This is a genomic window from Pantoea sp. X-Soil-ISGK-285 (assembly GCF_059730815.1).
In genome coordinates this window covers 1,304,954-1,321,770 of sequence record NZ_AP035938.1, presented here as the reverse complement: position 1 = coordinate 1,321,770, position 16,817 = coordinate 1,304,954, and the positions used below count along the sequence as shown (strand labels likewise).

Below are 16,817 nucleotides of genomic sequence, written 5' to 3'. Positions count from 1 at the left end.
GTTAGTGTGCTCCTGCACTGCCTTCGCTCTTAATCGGCGACAGCAGCCAACAAAATGGAATCAAAATCAGGGCGACAATACTCAGGCCTGAGAAGACATCGATGTAAGCGAGGATACGCGACTGCGCAATCATCTCCTGATAGAGCTGACCGGTTGCCAGCGTGACGGGATCGCCTACCGCCGAGGTAAAGTCGCGTATCGCCTGCGCCCAGTGCTGAAGCGTAATGTTGAACGGCTCATTCAGCGGCGTCATGTTATGCACCATGTGCGCTGACCGCACCTGTTCGCGCTCGGTAATGGCAGCGGTCGAGAGTGAAATCCCAATCGATCCGGCAACGTTACGGAACATGGTAAACAGCGCCGAGGCGTCAGCATTAAGCCGCTGCGGAATGGTGACAAAGGCGATAGTCGTCAGCGGGACAAACAGGAAACCCAGCCCGATTGACTGTGCGCTACGCATCAACACCAAAGTGGTGAAATCAACGTTGGGCGTTAAGGTAGCGGAGTAGAGAAACGCCACGGCCAGACAGCTAAAGCCAAAGGCAATGATGTAGCGCGTCTGAACGATTGGCATCAGTTTCAGCACCAGCGGTATGGTCAGCACAATCAGCACCGCGCCAGGCGACAGCACCAGACCTGACCAGGTGGCGGTGTACCCCAGATCCTGCTGCGCCAGCTGTGGCAGCACTACGGAACTGCCATACAGAATCATCGCCATCCCCGCCATCAACAGCCCGGCGACCCAGAAGTTGCGGTCTTTCATCACCAGAATATCGACCACTGGCTTACGGGCATACATCAGCCAGTAGATGGCGCCGACGATGCCAATCAGCGCCAGAATGGCGAACAGCACAATAAAGTGCGAGGCAAACCAGTCCTCATCCTCTCCGCGATCCAGCATCACCTGCAGACAACCCAGTCCTAAGGTAATCAGGCTGATACCGATATAGTCGATCTTCAGTTTACCTTTGGCCCATTTACGCTCCCACGGTGGATCTTCCAGCAGCTGATAGATCGCCAGCACGGTAAGTACGCCGACCGGAATGTTGATAAAGAACACCCAGCGCCAGCTGTAGTTGTCGGTAATCCAGCCACCTAATGTCGGACCAATCACCGGCGCGACAATAATGGCGATAGAGGAGAGCCCAAATGCCTTGCCGCGATCTTCCGCCTTGAAGTAGTCCAGCAGCACAGACTGCTGAACCGGCTGCAATCCGCCACCAAAAAAGCCCTGCAGCACGCGGAACAGAATGATTTGCCACAGTTCGGTAGCGATGCCGCACAGGAAGGAGCAGATGGTAAACATCACGATGCAGATCAGGAAAAACTGTTTACGGCCAAACAGTCGGCTGAAGAACGCAGAGATAGGCAGCACAATGCCGTTCGCCACCAGATAAGAGGTCAGCACCCAGGTTGACTCATCGTAACTGGAGGAGAGCGAACCGGCGATATGCGGCAGCGCCACGTTAACAATGGTGGTGTCGAGGATCTCCATAAACACCGCCAGCGTGACCGTGATCGCCACTAACCACGGATTACTGGCGGGTTTCCAGCTCTGCGCCGTACTCATTCCACCGTTACCTTCGGTTCAACAGAGAGACCCAGCGGCAGAGGATGGTTCGGATCAAGGCCCTTGTCGATGACGATTTTCACCGGCACGCGCTGAACGATTTTCACATAGTTACCGGTGGCGTTTTCTGACGGGAAAGTCGAGAAGCGTGAACCAGAGCCCATCTGAATACTATCGACATGCCCTTCCAGCTTCATATCCGGCCAGGCATCGACGCTGATTTCAACTTTGTCGCCAGGATTCATGTGTTGCAGCTGAGACTCTTTGAAGTTAGCGGTGACCCAGATCTCAGGCGAGACCAGCGAAAACAGCGACGATCCCGCCTGCACCAGTGTGCCCAGCTGAACGTTACGCTTGGTGACAAACCCGTCATAGGGCGCGCGAACCTGGGTATAGGAGAGATTAAGATCGGCCGTGCTTAACTGCGCCTTCGCCTGCTCAACCTGTTGCTGACGCGCTTCAACATTGGTCTCCTGCTGGCGAATCTGCAGAGCAACCTGTGACGCCACTTCAACCTGTGCTTTCGCGCTTTGTAACTGCGCCTGCGCCGAACGTAACTGCGCGGACGCGCTGTCGATATTACGCTGACTGGTCGCACGCGGATCGACGCCGCGCTGGCGACGATAATCCGCCTGCGCATTAAGCAGATTCGCTTCGGCTTTCGCCTGATCCGCCAGCGCCTGATCGCGCTGTGCCGGATACTGTACCTTTGACAGCGCAAGTTGAGCCTGCGCCTGATGCAGCTGTGCGACAGCTAAACCGAGCTGCGCATTAGCCTGTTCACGCTGGGCACGATTGTCGCTGGGATCGATCTCCACCAGCAGATCGCCCTTCTTCACCCGCTGGTTATCTTTCACCAGCAACTTCACGACATAGCCGGAGGCTTTAGGTGCAATGGTAACGGCATCGCCTTCGGTAAAGGCGTCGTCGGTGGTTTCAATATTGCGGGTAGTGAACCAGAACCAGAAGCCGACAATCAGCATAATCACCACCACTACCGCCAGAATAATCAGCGGCTTTTTACCGGGGCGTTTACGCTCAGGCTGCTGGTCGTTGTCCTGATTTTCCTCTGACTGACGGTTTTTATCCGTCGCATTCTCTGCGTCCTGCTGGTGTGGATCGCGTTGGTTATTCTCGCTCATAGTTCCCATCACTGGCTAAGGCCCTAATTCCCGGGCATAAAGGTCCTGTTAACCTTATATCGGAAACTGACAAAATCCAGCGCAACTTTACGAAACTTGAGAAATGGCGCACATCCTGCCACCTGTGGCGGGTAGCAGGATGCGTCGGGCCTAATTAAGCAGCCGCAACAGCAGCCAGCCGCTGGCCATCGACCAGGCAAGCAGAGGGAGAGAAAAGAGATGGAAATGCCACCAGACGGCCCGATCTTTCGCCATACGCAGGGCAATAAGGTTAGCGAGCGAACCCGGCAGCAGGCCGAATCCGCCAATATTGACCGCCCAGGCCAGCACATCGCCAGGCGGGACTTTTTGCAGCAGCAGAATCGTCGCCGGAACGTTGCTGATCACCTGTGACAGACCAATCGCCAGCAGGTAGAGCTGCCCCTGACCGAAATGAGAAACCGCATCAAAGTGAGCCTGCATCACCGGCAGACGCGTCATCAGGAAGACGTCAATAAACATGGCGATAAACACCGCCAGCAGGCTCCAGTCGATGCGCAGCAGCACCGGACGCGCCATCACCAGGAACGTGGCAAGAATCAGCAGCAGGACCCAGCCGGTGATTTCCAGCTCCAGGCCGGCGATAAACAGCAGGTATAGCACCACGCTGACAATAAACAGCGGCTTCTGCCACTGCGGCTGTTCCGGGTTGTCATGCTTATCAATCGACCGCTTTGAAAAGCTGAACCAGGTTAATACCATCAGGCTAAGCAGCAGCCAGGCGGCCAGCGGCAGCATCTGCACAATAAACGCGACAACGCTTAGTTTGCCGTGGCTCCACAGCAGAATGTTTTGCGGGTTGCCGACCGGCGTCAGCAGGGATCCGGCGTTGACCGCCAGCGCCTCGAAGATGATCAGTCGCGAGATGGGTAAGTGAGAGAACTTTCGCAGCGTCAGCGTCAGCGGCACCAGAATAAACAGCGCCACATCATTGGTCAGAAACGTAGAGAGCAACGCGGCAGCCAGCACCATAAACAGCGCCAGCGCACGTTCGTGCCGGAAACGCGCAATCAGTCGTCCCCCCAGCACGTCAAAGTAGCCACTGGTTTCCAGCCCTTTGGTCAGGATCAACAACCCGGTGAGCGTAATAATGGTATGCCAGTCTACGGCACCGGGCAGATCGGCCCAGCGAAAATCCGCCAGAAATGCCAGAACTACACCAATCACGATTAATAAATGCAAAACAGAGTCATGCAAAAAAGATCGAAGCAGTTGAGGCATGATGAAGGTACGCCTTAGCGTTAGCGGGTTTCGGAGAATTTCTTAAATACGGCCAGCGTTTCATCACTGACGTGATGCTCAATACCTTCTGAATCACGTCGGGCAGTTTCGGGACTGATGCCTAACGCCAGCAGAAAACTTTCAACAATGTGATGACGGGCGCGACTCTCCTCTGCCAGTTTCTCTCCTTCACCAGTCAGAAAGACACCGCGGTAAGGCACCTGTTCAACCAGCCCGGCACTGCCAAGCCGCTTCAGCATTTTCGCTACGGTCGGTTGTGAAACGCCCAGGCGGGCCGCCATATCAACCTGACGCGCTTCGCCAAATTCACCAATCAAATCAGAGATTAACTCAACGTAGTCATCAATTAATTCCCGACGATGCGCTTCACGCACCTGCCGAAAACCTTCGACATGCTCTTCAATATCTTTCAGTGGTCCTTTTGGCGCAGAAACCACGCTTTTAGCACGACGACTCATTCAGCTTCCTCATTATTTTTTCCCGTACTGTCACTGCTGTACGGATTTAGCTGCGCTCATTGTAAACCAGCCGCAAAGAAGCTCAAATTTTTCGTCATTAGCCTTGGCTAAAGGATATAGCCAGTGCTATATTTGACGATAATGTAAGCAGCAAAAGAGCGATCCCTGGTGATCCTCTGTTGCTCCGGTGATGATGACGCCTCTCACCGCAGGCTGCTGACTACCGCGTCGACAATGATTGGGAGGTGATTCTATGAGCACCCTGAAATGTTGCTTAGATTGCAGTAAATGCTTCCAGACTGAGAAGAAAACAACCACGGAGATGAAATCCTGGCTGTGCCTGCTGACGCGTTCACCGTTCACACTGCGTCTGATGTTGCTGGAAAAACTGCTGGGCCATAAGTCTGACGATCGTCGCTGTGAGAATCTCATCTGGCGCGGCTAATCCTGATTCTATGCCTTTCAGCCGCTGGCTGAGAGGCGCACTCTCCCTTTCTGCTCTCTCTTTTTCCTGTTTCCCCATCGAATCAATATGACCTGCGGCTTCAACCAGCATGGCTGCTGATCGGCTACAGCGATCCGGAAAAGTCGGGAAACGTGCAGATACGAGAGAAGGGTGAGTAAATCAGCACAATAAAAAACGGCCCACAAGGGGCCGCTTTTTTGCAGGTCAGCTAAGCTAAACTTAGAAGCTGTAACCTACGCCAGCAATCCAGGTGCCAACGTCAACGTTACGGATACGGCTCTGCTCGTAACCAACGTCTACTGCGAAGTCCTGAACTGGGTTAAACTGCAGACCTGCGCCGTAAGAGAAACCTACGTCGCTTGAATCAGTTTTATCGCGTGATGAAGTATCGTTCTGCTGGAATTTACCGTAGCCGATACCCACAACACCGTAGATGCTTGCCCAGTCGTTCAGACGGAAAGCAGGACCACCGGTCACACCGTAGTACTGGCCTTTGTTATAAATGCCAGAATCGGTGTTATCTTTTTCTGTGTAGGTGAATGAACCGATCCAACCCAGTGGGTTAGAACCGTCTTCGTAGCGGTATTTCAGGTTGAAGCCGTTAGCTTTGTTAGCTACGCCCTGATAGTCGCTCTGAGCATAGCCACCAGTTACGGTGCTCTGTGCCATTGCTGAACCTGCAGATACTGCCAGTACACAGGCTAATGCTGAAAGACATGCAATTTTTTTCATAACCACCTCAAATGTGAAAATACTTCTCTCCTGACAACGCTGAAAATATAACAAAAAATAGCGAGAAACTCTGCCCGGATTTTGTTGTCTAACAGAATGTTTGGTGTAACAGGAAGTTAATGCGACAACCTATGTCATTCATTTTTCTTATAAAATCCGTCATCTTTCTGCAATAATCATTTTGTGCTCATTTCGTTCTTTAAGTTAAATCCTAAAAAAACCTGACATTTCTTTACCTAAATGGCCCTGATTCTGGCCAAAAATCACTCAGTTGAGAGAAATTTAAAACCCCATTCCGTGATTTTTTGCCTGCTATTTCCTTTACACTGGCTGACTCATTACGTTGATGACCAGGAAAAGTACACAGGATGTCTGCCTCTCCCGCTTCTAAAAACCTTGCCCCGATAGTGATGCCGATTGCCGTGCTGCTGATTGCGATGCTGTCGCTTCAGGGCGGTGCTTCGCTGGCGAAAAGCCTGTTTCCTGCCGTTGGCGCTACCGGCATCACCGCGCTGCGTCTGGGATTTGGCACCCTGATACTCTGTATTATCTTCAAACCCTGGCGTTTACGCTTTAGCCGGGAGCAACGTCTGCCACTCCTGATGTATGGACTGGCGCTGGGCACAATGAATTTCACGTTCTATCTGGCGATTCGTACCGTGCCGCTGGGTGTGGCGGTGGGACTGGAATTTACCGGCCCACTGGCGCTGGCGCTATTCGGATCGCGCCGGCCACTGGATTTTGTCTGGGTGCTGCTGGCCGTGATTGGTCTGTGGTTCCTGCTGCCTTTTGGCACAGGCATGACTGCGATTGATCCGCTGGGCGCTGCGCTGGCGGTGAGTGCAGGCGCCTGCTGGGCGATCTATATCCTGGCGGGACAGCGGGCAGGCGCAGAACATGGCCCGGCGACAGTGGCTATCGGGTCGCTGATTGCCTCAGTGATTTTTGTACCGCTGGGGCTGACGTTCGCAGAAAGTGGTATCTGGACATGGGCAGTTATGCCGATCGCGTTGCTGGTTGCCCTGCTCTCCAGCGCCATCCCCTATTCGCTGGAGATGATCGCCCTCACCCGCTTACCGGCGCGCATCTTCGGCACGCTGATGAGTCTGGAACCCGCCATGGCTGCCTTTTCAGGCATGCTGTTTCTGGGGGAAACCCTGACCGGGCTTCAGTGGCTGGCGCTGCTGGCGATCATCATCGCCTCGGCAGGTTCAACGCTGACCATGCGGCCGAAAAAGAGTCAGTTAAACAGCGTTGAATTATCAGATGATATCCAAAAATAAACGCTATCCGCCCCGCCTGCTGGCGGGGCTAAATAATAATCATGCTCATCATGAGAATTATTCCTAATCTTCGCTCCTTCCTGAGTTGCCTATTTTGAAACAGACACTTACCAGTTATTTACGTAATAGAATAACAACATGATTTAAATAGCTATTTATTTTATTTTATATTTTAACATGGCATTAACCTTCTTAGCCCAGCTCTGCTCTGACTAAAGACGCACGCTATTTCATCCATCGACAAAGTCGTTTCTGCAAAGCTGAAAAGCGCTGCTATACTTATCCGGTACTTGATTAGGACAACCATCAAAGAGAGGACTGAAACGATGAGTACCGCTAAATTGGTTAAAACTAAATCTTCTGACCTGATTTATACCCGCAATGATGTGGCCGAAGACGATAAAAAAGCCACCATCGCGGTGTTAAACCGTCTGGTAGTCGAGTTTATTGACCTGTCATTGATCACTAAGCAGGCGCACTGGAACATGCGCGGTGCTAATTTTATCGGTGTGCATGAGATGCTGGACGGCTTCCGCACCGCGATTACCGATCATCAGGATACTATTGCCGAGCGTGTGGTTCAGCTGGGTGGCGTGGCACTGGGCACCACGCAGGTCGTTAACGATACGACTCCGCTGAAGAGCTATCCGCTGAATATTCACAGCGTTCAGGATCATCTGAAAGCGCTGGCAGACCGTTACAGCGTTGTCGCGAATGACACCCGTAAAGCGATCACTGAAGTAAAAGACGAAGATACCGCTGATATCTTTACTGCGGCATCACGTGACCTTGATAAATTCCTGTGGTTTATCGAAGCGAACATCGAATAAGACTCAATGCAGTCTGTCAGGCGGGGAAACCCGCCTTTTTTACGTCTGTGTTACCGCATTTTTATGACCCTGTTAACAGTTCTTCCCTCCTCCGCTTCACAGCCTTAACATCTGAGGCACACTACCGCTTGCACCAAAACAGCCACCTGCACCAAAATTGAGCACCAAACTGGTGCAATGGCAGAATTAACTGCAAAATCGTGTCAGCTATGTTATTTAACTCTCTGATTTCGCGGATTTTGCAAAGTTGGCATAATTCTTTCATATGACAAGCCGCAAACGCAGGCCCTGCCGCCTGGTAGTAAAAAAAGGAAAAATGATGAAGTCACTGTTAAAAGTTTCTGTGGCCGCGCTGGCGCTGGCCTTCTCTCTCTCTTCCACTGCAGCAGACAAGAAGCTGGTCGTCGCCACGGATACCGCCTTTGTTCCGTTTGAATTTAAACAGGGTGATAAATATGTCGGCTTCGATGTGGATCTGTGGGATGCCATTGCGAAAGAGCTGAAGCTCGATTACACCCTGAAGCCAATGGACTTCAGCGGCATTATCCCTGCACTGCAAACGCGCAATGTCGATCTGGCACTGGCGGGTATCACCATTACCGAAGAACGTAAAAAAGCGATTGAGTTCTCTGACGGCTATTACAAAAGCGGTCTGCAGGTGATGGTGCGTAACAATGAAAACGACATCAAAGGCATCAGCGATCTGAACGGTAAAGTGGTCGCAGTGAAAAGCGGCACCGGCTCCGTGGAATACGCGAAAGCCAACATCAAATCCAAAGATCTGCGTCAGTTCCCGAATATCGACAGCGCCTATATGGAGCTGGGCACCAACCGTGCGGACGCCGTGCTGCACGACACGCCAAACATCCTTTACTTCATCCATACCGCCGGTAAAGGCCGCTTTAAAGCGGTAGGCGATTCAATTGAAGCGCAGCAGTATGGTATCGCCTTCCCGAAAGGCAGCGACGATTTACGTGAAAAAGTAAACGGCGCACTGAAAACCCTGAAAGAGAACGGCACCTACAACACGCTCTATAAAAAATGGTTTGGCACTGAACCTAAATAATAATTTGCCCGTTATCTGATTTCAGCAGGGAAACCTTTTCCCTGCTTTTTTCCATCGCAACATATCTGGAGTGACACCATGGAGTTTGACTGGAGCGTCATCTGGCCCGCCATGCCGGCGCTGCTTGAAGGCGCTAAACTGACCTTAATTATCTCAATTATTGGACTGGTTGGCGGCCTCTTCATCGGCCTGGTAGCGGGCTTTGCCCGCGCTTACGGTGGCTGGATCACCAATAACATCGCACTGGTGTTTATCGAAATCATTCGCGGCACCCCTATCGTGGTGCAGGTGATGTTTATCTATTTTGCTTTGCCGATGGCGTTCCCCGACCTGCGCATTGATCCCTTCAGCGCGGCGGTGGTGACCATCATGATTAACTCCGGCGCTTACATTGCCGAGATTACCCGTGGTGCCGTGCTGTCGATCAACAAGGGCTTCCGCGAAGCCGGACTGGCGCTTGGCCTGTCGAGCCGCGAGACGCTGCGCTACGTGATTATGCCGCTGGCGCTGCGCCGCATGCTGCCACCGCTGGGCAACCAGTGGATTGTCAGCATCAAAGATACTTCGCTGTTTATCGTTATTGGTGTGGCTGAACTGACCCGTCAGGGTCAGGAGATTATTGCCGGTAACTTCCGCGCGCTGGAAATCTGGAGCGCCGTCGCGATTATCTATCTGGTTATTACGCTGGTGTTGAGCTTTGTGCTGCGCCGCATTGAGAAAAGGGTGAAAATCCTGTGATTGAATTTAAAGATGTCTCCAAACATTTTGGCCAGACCCAGGTGCTGCACAATATCGACCTGAAGATAAACCAGGGCGAAGTGGTGGTGATTATCGGCCCATCCGGTTCCGGTAAATCAACTCTGCTGCGCTGCATTAACAAGCTGGAAGAGATCACCAGTGGCGAACTGATTGTCGATGGTCTGCGCGTCAATGACCCGAAAGTCGACGACCGCCTGATTCGTCAGGAAGCGGGCATGGTGTTTCAGCAGTTTCATCTGTTCCCACAGATGAGTGCGCTGGATAACGTCGCCTTTGGTCCTATCCGTGTGCGCGGTGCCAGCAAAGAGGCGGCACGCCAGCTGGCGCGTGAGCTGCTGGGCAAAGTGGGCCTCGCCGAACGCGCGCACCACTTCCCGTCTGAGCTTTCCGGCGGCCAGCAGCAGCGCGTGGCGATTGCCCGTGCGCTGGCAGTTAAGCCGAAGATGATGCTGTTTGATGAGCCAACCTCAGCGCTCGACCCGGAACTGCGTCACGAAGTGCTGAAGGTGATGCAGGATCTGGCGGAAGAAGGTATGACGATGGTGATTGTGACGCATGAAGTGGGCTTCGCACAGAAGGTGGCCTCACGGCTGATCTTTATCGATAAAGGCCGGATTGCGGAAGATGGCGATCCCGACAGCCTGATCAGCAACCCACCGAGCGAGCGTCTGCGCGAATTCCTGCAGCACGTCTCCTGATCAAAATGGGCCGCTAAGCGGCCCGTTCTATTTTACTCTTCGCCCACAGATACACCTGTTACCATGTAAAGCGACACCTCAATTCCCCAGGCGACTCAGCAGTTTAGTGCGCTGGGCGGCAGGCATAAAACTCCACGCCAGGAAGCGACTCTGTTTCTGCCCCTGCGCCATATTAACCACGCGCATCTCCGCCACGTCGAGCGCCTGCAGCTGTTTTTCCAGCGCCGGTAAGTTCTCTTTGCGCGACACCAGCGAGGTAAACCAGCCGATCTGACGACCAAACGCCACGCTCTCGGCGATCATCTTGCCGATAAAACCTTTTTCGCCCCCGGGATACCACAGCTCATTGTGCTGGCCGCCAAAGTTGAGCGGCGCACTCTTATCCAGTCCGAGATTGCGGACCTTACGCTGCGATCCCGATACCGCCTCTTCCGCCGAGGCGTGGAATGGCGGGTTACACATCACTGCACTGAAAAATTCAGTTTTACTGACCACACCAGCCAGCACTGCATCGCTGTTTTTCTGACGACGCAGACGGATCTGGCGCGTCAGGCGCGGATTGGCCGCAACAATGCGGTTAGCGGCTTTGATGGCGGCTTCATCGACTTCGGTGCCGGTAAAGCGCCAGCCATATTCTGCCGCGCCAATCAGCGGATAGATGCAGTTTGCACCGCAGCCGACATCCAGAACGTCCGCCGTCGGGATCACGCCGTTGTTATCCAGCGCCAGCAGATCGGCAAGGTAGTGCAGATAATCGGCGCGTCCCGGCACGGGCGGGCAGAGTGAGCCGGGAGCCAGCTGCCAGTCGATGTCGTAAAATAGTTTGATCAGCGCCTGGTTCAGCAGCATCACCGCCTCCGGGTCCGCGAAATCCACGGACTGCACGCCATAACCATTGGGCCGGACTTTGGCTTTCAGCGGCGGATGGGCAGCGGTTAACGCGGCAAAATCGTATTCGCCCTGATGGCGATTGCGGGCGTGGAAAGGCGACGTGCTGGCTGACTTTTTCATACGTTCTCTCAATTATTCAGGCGCGCGTACAATACGCTGTAGGCGGCGGAAAATAAACCCGCACCATCCGCTTACCTCTTTCCGATTCCGTCGGGCGATGCTGTCGGGCTAAGATAAATAAAATTCCCTGCTGGAGAAGTTATGACCCGGAAACGCTATTCCTATCAACCCCGTGCTGGTCACGGTCTGCCGCACGATCCGCTGAACGCCATTATCGGGCCGCGCCCGATCGGCTGGATTAGCTCAGTGAGCAGCAGCGGCCAGCACAATCTGGCACCTTACAGCTTCTTTAACTGTTTCAACTATCATCCACCGATTATCGGTTTCGCCAGTAGTGGCTGGAAAGACAGCGTGAGAAATATTGCTGAGACCAAAGAGTTTGTCTGGAACCTGGCGACGCGTCCGCTGGCGGAAGCGATGAACGAAAGTTCCGCCTCGCTGCCTGCCGATCAGGATGAGTTCGCCTTTGCCGGTTTAACGCCGCTGGCGGCTTCTCAGGTCAGCGCCAGTCTGGTGGCAGAGAGCCCGGTCAACTTCGAGTGCCGCCTGACGCAACTGATTCAGCTGCAGGATGCCAGCGGCAATCTGATCGACAGCTGGCTGGTGCTGGGGGAAGCGGTGGCGATTCACATCGATGAATCGCTGCTGGAAGAGGGCATTTATCAGACCGCTAAAGCCGAGCCGATTCTGCGCGCGGGCGGCCCCAGCGCCTATTACGGCATCAGCGAAACGCAACGTTTTGATTTAGTCCGTCCGGACGCACGCCGCAGGTAATCCTCACCCCACAAGCGCATCGGCCCGGTGCGCTTTAATCTGAGCTACCGCGCAGGCGATGTCGGGTGCCAGCCAGCGATCCTGCTGCCAGCGCTCAACAACCTGCCGCAAATGCTGCCAGGCGCGCCGCGTGCCTGCTGCCAGCTGTGACTCACCGTGAAACTCCAGCGCCTGCGCCGCCAGCAGATACTCAATCGCGATAATATGATCAACATTGCTGACCAGTTTCAGCAGCTTCAGCGCCGAGCCGGTGCCGAGGCTCAGATGATCCTCCTGTAATCCTGAAGTGACATAGTTATCAAGCACCGCAGGCTGCGCCAGCTGACGGTTCTCCGCGCAGAGTGATGCCGCCACGTACTGCGCAATCATCATGCCGGAATTGACGCCCGGCTCGGCCACCAGAAACGGCGGCAGGCCGCTGACCAGCGGATTCACCAGCCGATCAAGCCGTCGCTCGGCGATGCTGCCCAGCTCCGCCATCGCAATCGCCAGCAGGTCGCAGGCCATTGCCACCGACTCGCCATGCGGATTGGACTGTGACACCACGCGCCAGGCCTGCGGCGTCCCCAGCACCAGCGGATTGTCGGTACAGGCGTTGAGTTCGGTCTCCACCTGACGGACAGCGTGACTAAACTGATCGTGACAGGCGCCGTGCACCTGCGGCATCGAGCGCAGACTGAGTGCATCCTGAGTCCGGATGCCAACGCTGGCTTTCAGCAGCGGGCTGTCACTCAGCAACTGGCGCAGGCGTTCGCCACTGCGCTGAATCCCCGGGCTGGCCTTCAGCGCCAGCACCTCAGGGTCAAACGCCACCAGCTGACCGCGCAGCGCCTCAAAGCTCATCGCACCGGTGACGTCTGCCCAGTCCAGCAGCCGTTCGGCATCGTCCAGTGCCAGACAGGCTAAGCCGGTCATGCATGGTGTGCCGTTGACCAGGCTCAGCCCCTCTTTGGCACCAGGCCGGTAAGGGGCTAATCCCGCCTGGGCCAGCGCCTGCTGCGCGGGCATGATTTCACCCTGCCACTCCACCTCGCCGATGCCAATCAGCGCCAGGCCGATATGCGCCATGTGGGTCAGATATCCCACCGATCCCTGCGACGGTACCTGTGGCGTAATCTGCAGGTTTAGCAGCGCCAGCAGCTGTTGCACCAGCGCCACTGAAACACCCGATTTGCCGTGGCTGTAGTTCGCAATCGCAGCGCACAGAATGGCGCGGACCTCGGGTTTTGCCAGCATCGGCCCGACGCCACAGGCATGGCTCAGCAGGGTATTGCGCGACAACTGGCTCAGTTCATCTTCAGACAGGGTGATGTTGCACAACGCCCCCAGCCCGGTATTGATGCCGTAAGCCACCTGCCCCGCCGCCACGATATTACCGACGATTTCACGGCTCTGCGCAATGCGCTGCCAGGCACTGTCGCTCAGCGTCAGGGTGGCGCCGTGCCGGGCGACCTGCACCAGCGCCTGCCATTTCAGCGGGCCATCGCCCCAGACCAGCGTCTGACGTATTACGTCGCTCATACCACCGGCTCCACCTGATGATGACTGGAGATAAACTGCTTAAAGCGCGCCGATCCCGCCTCGCCAAACATCGCCTCTGGCGTGCCCTGACAATCAATAGTGCCCTGATGCATAAACACCACCCGGTTAGAGACGTTGCGGGCAAAACCCATCTCATGGGTCACCACCAGCATGGTGCGGCCCTCTTCCGCCAGGCTGCGCATGACCTTCAGCACCTCGCCTACCAGTTCCGGATCGAGTGCCGAAGTTGGCTCATCAAACAACATCACCTCCGGATCCATTGCCAGCGCACGGGCAATCGCCACCCGCTGCTGCTGACCGCCTGAAAGCTGGGCGGGATAGAAATCTTTGCGATTCAGCAGACCGACCCGATCCAGCAGCTGTTCCGCCTGGGCAATACAGGCTTTTTTATCGCGCTTGAGGACGTAGTGCGGCCCTTCAATGACATTTTGCAGCACCGTCAGGTGAGACCAGAGGTTAAAGCTCTGAAACACCATGCCGAGCCGGGAGCGCAGCCGCTCAATCTGACGCGGATTAGCCGCCAGCTGATGTCCCCGGGCATGGCGCTTCATCTCAATGGTTTCACCGCCCACGCTGACCACGCCCGCGTCAGGCGTCTCAAGCAGATTAATGCAGCGTAGCAGCGTACTTTTGCCCGAGCCGCTGGCACCGAGTATTGAGATAACATCGCCCTGGTGCGCCTGCAGCGAGATGCCTTTCAGCACCTCCATGGCGCCAAAGGATTTATGGATATCGCTGGCCGACAGCGTGACGGGTGGCAGTTCAGACATGTTTATTTTCCTCCAGGAATCGGCTTAGCGGCCGGTAACGGCTTTTTTTCCGGTTTATGAACCGGCGTCAGGCGCCGCTCCAGCAGGGCATAGAGTTGCACAATGATGAAGTTGAGGATCAGGTAGATTGCCGCCGCACAGAGAAACACCTCCATGGTGCGGTAAGTACGCTGAATAATCTGCTGCGCCACCCCGGTGACATCCCAGACCGTGACCAGACTGGCCAGCGCGGTCGACTTCACCAGCAGAATCGCCTCGGTGGAGTAAGCGGGCAGCGCATAACGCAGCATCACCGGCGCGATAATGCGCCGCAGCAGCAGCCCGCGCGACATGCCGCACGCCATCCCCGCCTCCACCTGACCGGGCGGCACAGCCAGCAGCGCACCGCGCAGGATCTCCGCAGTGTAGGCGGCGGTGCAGAGCGACAGCGCCAGCACTGCACAGGTAAAGGGCTCACGCAGAAACGGCCAGAAGAGACTGTGCCGGATCACACCAAACTGCCCGAGGCCGTAGTAGATCAGGAACAGCTGGATCATCAGCGGCGAGCCGCGAAACACCAGAATATAGCCACGGGCAAAAGCACTCAGCAGACGCCAGCGGCTCATGCGCAGCGCCAGAATACCCACCGCCAGCACGCCACCGCACAGAAAGGCGCTGATAAACAGGCCCAGCGTAACCGGCAACGCGGCGCTGAGTTTCAGGAAGGTGTCAGTGAGGAACGCGAAATCGATCATAAGTCTCCTTAATGCTGTGCAGCGGTGCGGCTTTGCCAGGCGCGACCAAGACGGGATTCAGCCCGCAGAAAGGCGCGGTTCGACAGCAGCGTCAGCAGCAGATAACAGGCACCGCCCACCAGATAAAAGGAGAAGTAATCACGGGTGGAACCTGCCGCAATCTGGCTGGCCCGCATCAGCTCGACAATGCCGGTCACTGACACCAGCGCCGAGTCTTTCAGGCTCATCTGCCAGACGTTTGACAGGCCGGGCAGCGCATAGCGCGCGACCTGCGGCAGCAGGATGCGTTGCCGGATGCGCCAGCGCGGCATACCAATAGCGACAGCGGCTTCGATCTCCCCTTTCGCCAGGGCCAGCCGTGCGGCACGATAGACTTCCGCCTGGTAAGAGCCGGAGATAAGCCCGATGGCCAGCGCCCCGATCAGAAACGGCGGCGCTTCGATAAACCCGTCCGCGCCAAACAGTTGTCCGATCTGCGTGATCAATCCCGATCCGCCGAAGTAGAACAGGTAGATCACCAGCAGCTCAGGGATGCCACGAAAAATCACCGAGTAGCCTTCCCCTGCCCAGCGCACCGCGCGGTGCGGGGATAACTTTGCAGCGGCAACGCCCGATCCCACTACCGCACCGACCAGCAGTGCGGCAAATGAGAGCAGCAACGTCGTCAGCGTGGCACTCAGAATCAACCGTCCCCAGCCCTCCGGGCCAAAACTCAGCAGGCTTATCATCAGTTACCTCACTCAGGGTGTGACGTCAGTTTTGAACCACTTCTCGCTCAGCTTTTTCACTGTGCCATCGGCCAGTGCGGCTTTGATAGCCTGATCCAGCCGGGCTTTCAGATCGTTGTCTGCCATGCGCACGCCCATCGCCTCACCCTCACCCCAGATTGGGCCGCCCAGCTGCGGACCGCTAAAGCTGAGGTTACGGTTATCCGGTCGCGCCAGCATCGACTGCGCAAAGGTCACATCGTCAAACACCGCGTCAATACGCCCCGCCTGCAAATCGAGGATCGCATCGGCTGAGCTGGTGTATTCCCGCACATCCGCCACCTCTTTGAAGTACTTGTCGATAAACGGCGTGTAGACGGTGCCGGAGGCGATACCGATGGTTTTGCCCTTCAGCGCCGCTTTCAGGGGTGCGATGGCAGGCTCCACGGTTTTCTCATCGTCGGTGAGTTTGATGATCTTACTGTCGGCAGGCAGCAACGACCCTTTCACCGTGATGAAGGTGGCGGGCGTTGAGGCGTAGGGCACGGTGAAATTGATCACTTTCTTGCGCTCGGGGGTGATCACAATTGCATCCATGATCACGTCATATTTTCCGGCATTCAGACCGGCGATCATTCCATCCCAGTTCTGCACCACCAGCTTGCACTGTATTGCCATACGCTGGCAGAGATCGGCCATCAGCTCCGGTTCAAAACCGCCCAGTTTGCCGCCTGGCAGGGTGAGGTTCCAGGGTTCATAACTGCCTTCGGTGGCAATGGTGATCGACTTCCACTCTTTGGCCTGGGCGCTGACGCCACAGAGCAGCAGGCTGGAAACCAGCGTAGTGAGACATAAACGACGAAGAGTCAGAGGGTGCGTCATACGGTTCTCCTGAAAGTAGCGGTCTGATGATCGCCCTGACGAGATTTAACATAAATTTCACAGGATGATATGTCATGTATATACAAGTTAACGCAGCGCAGTTCATTGCCGG

18 protein-coding genes are annotated in these 16,817 nt (G+C 55.4%); 7 read left to right on the top strand and 11 right to left on the bottom strand.

All coding sequences use genetic code 11. From position 1 onward, the window contains the following. Position 1 precedes the first annotated feature (1 nt). The 4 genes from AC6I8B_RS06215 to mntR form a co-directional block, all read right to left on the bottom strand. Positions 2–1,570: a DHA2 family efflux MFS transporter permease subunit gene (locus tag AC6I8B_RS06215; RefSeq protein ID WP_010254360.1), complete on the bottom strand. Its 1,569-nt coding sequence runs from the start codon at positions 1,568–1,570 to the stop codon at positions 2–4. Further along, complete coding sequence (locus AC6I8B_RS06210; RefSeq protein ID WP_010254357.1) at positions 1,567–2,712, bottom strand: HlyD family secretion protein; 1,146 nt, start codon at positions 2,710–2,712, stop codon at positions 1,567–1,569. The genes AC6I8B_RS06215 and AC6I8B_RS06210 overlap by 4 nt, the downstream gene beginning before the upstream one ends. Positions 2,713–2,862: 150 nt before the next feature. After that, the gene (locus AC6I8B_RS06205) at positions 2,863–3,972 is read right to left on the bottom strand and encodes an SLC13 family permease (RefSeq protein WP_022625975.1); all 1,110 of its coding nucleotides are present in this window, start codon (positions 3,970–3,972) and stop codon (positions 2,863–2,865) included. Between the two features lie 20 nt (positions 3,973–3,992). Then, positions 3,993–4,451, bottom strand: coding sequence for a manganese-binding transcriptional regulator MntR (mntR, locus tag AC6I8B_RS06200; RefSeq protein WP_010254350.1), 459 nt, complete (start codon positions 4,449–4,451; stop codon positions 3,993–3,995). Positions 4,452–4,704: 253 nt separating this feature from the next. Here mntR and AC6I8B_RS06195 point away from each other — a divergent pair, with 253 nt between their 5' ends. Continuing rightward, the gene (locus tag AC6I8B_RS06195; protein WP_157351771.1) at positions 4,705–4,896 is read left to right on the top strand and encodes a hypothetical protein; all 192 of its coding nucleotides are present in this window, start codon (positions 4,705–4,707) and stop codon (positions 4,894–4,896) included. A gap of 240 nt (positions 4,897–5,136) precedes the next feature. Here AC6I8B_RS06195 and ompX read toward each other — a convergent pair whose 3' ends face one another. Further along, positions 5,137–5,649, bottom strand: coding sequence for an outer membrane protein OmpX (ompX, locus tag AC6I8B_RS06190; protein WP_010254344.1), 513 nt, complete (start codon positions 5,647–5,649; stop codon positions 5,137–5,139). Between the two features lie 368 nt (positions 5,650–6,017). On the opposite strand from ompX, the gene rhtA reads away from it, so the two are divergent. From rhtA to glnQ, 5 genes are all read left to right on the top strand, one after another. Then, complete coding sequence (rhtA, locus tag AC6I8B_RS06185; protein WP_010254339.1) at positions 6,018–6,932, top strand: threonine/homoserine exporter RhtA; 915 nt, start codon at positions 6,018–6,020, stop codon at positions 6,930–6,932. A 326-nt stretch (positions 6,933–7,258) separates the two neighbouring features. Continuing rightward, positions 7,259–7,762 carry a DNA starvation/stationary phase protection protein Dps gene (gene dps / locus AC6I8B_RS06180; protein WP_010254336.1) on the top strand — a complete coding sequence of 168 codons (504 nt, stop codon included), beginning with the start codon at positions 7,259–7,261 and terminating at the stop codon, positions 7,760–7,762. A gap of 319 nt (positions 7,763–8,081) precedes the next feature. Continuing rightward, positions 8,082–8,828 carry a glutamine ABC transporter substrate-binding protein GlnH gene (glnH, locus tag AC6I8B_RS06175; protein ID WP_010254333.1) on the top strand — a complete coding sequence of 249 codons (747 nt, stop codon included), beginning with the start codon at positions 8,082–8,084 and terminating at the stop codon, positions 8,826–8,828. A gap of 78 nt (positions 8,829–8,906) precedes the next feature. After that, on the top strand, positions 8,907–9,566 hold the full coding sequence (glnP, locus tag AC6I8B_RS06170) for a glutamine ABC transporter permease GlnP (RefSeq protein ID WP_022625976.1): 660 nt from the start codon (positions 8,907–8,909) through the stop codon (positions 9,564–9,566). Further along, positions 9,563–10,285 carry a glutamine ABC transporter ATP-binding protein GlnQ gene (gene glnQ, locus AC6I8B_RS06165; protein ID WP_010254327.1) on the top strand — a complete coding sequence of 241 codons (723 nt, stop codon included), beginning with the start codon at positions 9,563–9,565 and terminating at the stop codon, positions 10,283–10,285. The genes glnP and glnQ overlap by 4 nt, the downstream gene beginning before the upstream one ends. 78 nt (positions 10,286–10,363) lie before the next feature. On the opposite strand, the gene rlmF is transcribed toward glnQ, so the two are convergent. Then, a complete protein-coding gene (gene rlmF / locus AC6I8B_RS06160; protein WP_022625977.1) occupies positions 10,364–11,296 on the bottom strand; it encodes a 23S rRNA (adenine(1618)-N(6))-methyltransferase RlmF in 933 nt (310 codons plus the stop codon). A 141-nt stretch (positions 11,297–11,437) separates the two neighbouring features. Here rlmF and AC6I8B_RS06155 point away from each other — a divergent pair, with 141 nt between their 5' ends. Beyond that, positions 11,438–12,070 (top strand): flavin reductase family protein, encoded by a 633-nt coding sequence (locus AC6I8B_RS06155; protein ID WP_157351769.1) that lies wholly within the window; start codon positions 11,438–11,440, stop codon positions 12,068–12,070. A 3-nt stretch (positions 12,071–12,073) separates the two neighbouring features. Here the strand turns inward: AC6I8B_RS06155 and AC6I8B_RS06150 are convergent, their stop codons facing one another. Genes AC6I8B_RS06150 through AC6I8B_RS06130 form a run of 5 tightly spaced genes read right to left on the bottom strand, consistent with a single transcriptional unit; the run spans position 12,074 to position 16,705 of the window. After that, entirely contained in the window at positions 12,074–13,591 is a 1,518-nt protein-coding gene (locus AC6I8B_RS06150) for an HAL/PAL/TAL family ammonia-lyase (protein WP_497816195.1), read from the bottom strand. Next, positions 13,588–14,382, bottom strand: a complete 795-nt coding sequence (locus tag AC6I8B_RS06145; RefSeq protein WP_022625980.1) for an ABC transporter ATP-binding protein — start codon at positions 14,380–14,382, stop codon at positions 13,588–13,590. The genes AC6I8B_RS06150 and AC6I8B_RS06145 overlap by 4 nt, the downstream gene beginning before the upstream one ends. 2 nt (positions 14,383–14,384) lie before the next feature. Continuing rightward, positions 14,385–15,116: an ABC transporter permease gene (locus AC6I8B_RS06140; RefSeq protein WP_010254311.1), complete on the bottom strand. Its 732-nt coding sequence runs from the start codon at positions 15,114–15,116 to the stop codon at positions 14,385–14,387. An 8-nt stretch (positions 15,117–15,124) separates the two neighbouring features. Next, positions 15,125–15,844 (bottom strand): ABC transporter permease, encoded by a 720-nt coding sequence (locus AC6I8B_RS06135; RefSeq protein WP_010254310.1) that lies wholly within the window; start codon positions 15,842–15,844, stop codon positions 15,125–15,127. Between the two features lie 12 nt (positions 15,845–15,856). Next, complete coding sequence (locus AC6I8B_RS06130; protein WP_010669726.1) at positions 15,857–16,705, bottom strand: transporter substrate-binding domain-containing protein; 849 nt, start codon at positions 16,703–16,705, stop codon at positions 15,857–15,859. Positions 16,706–16,817 lie beyond the last annotated feature (112 nt).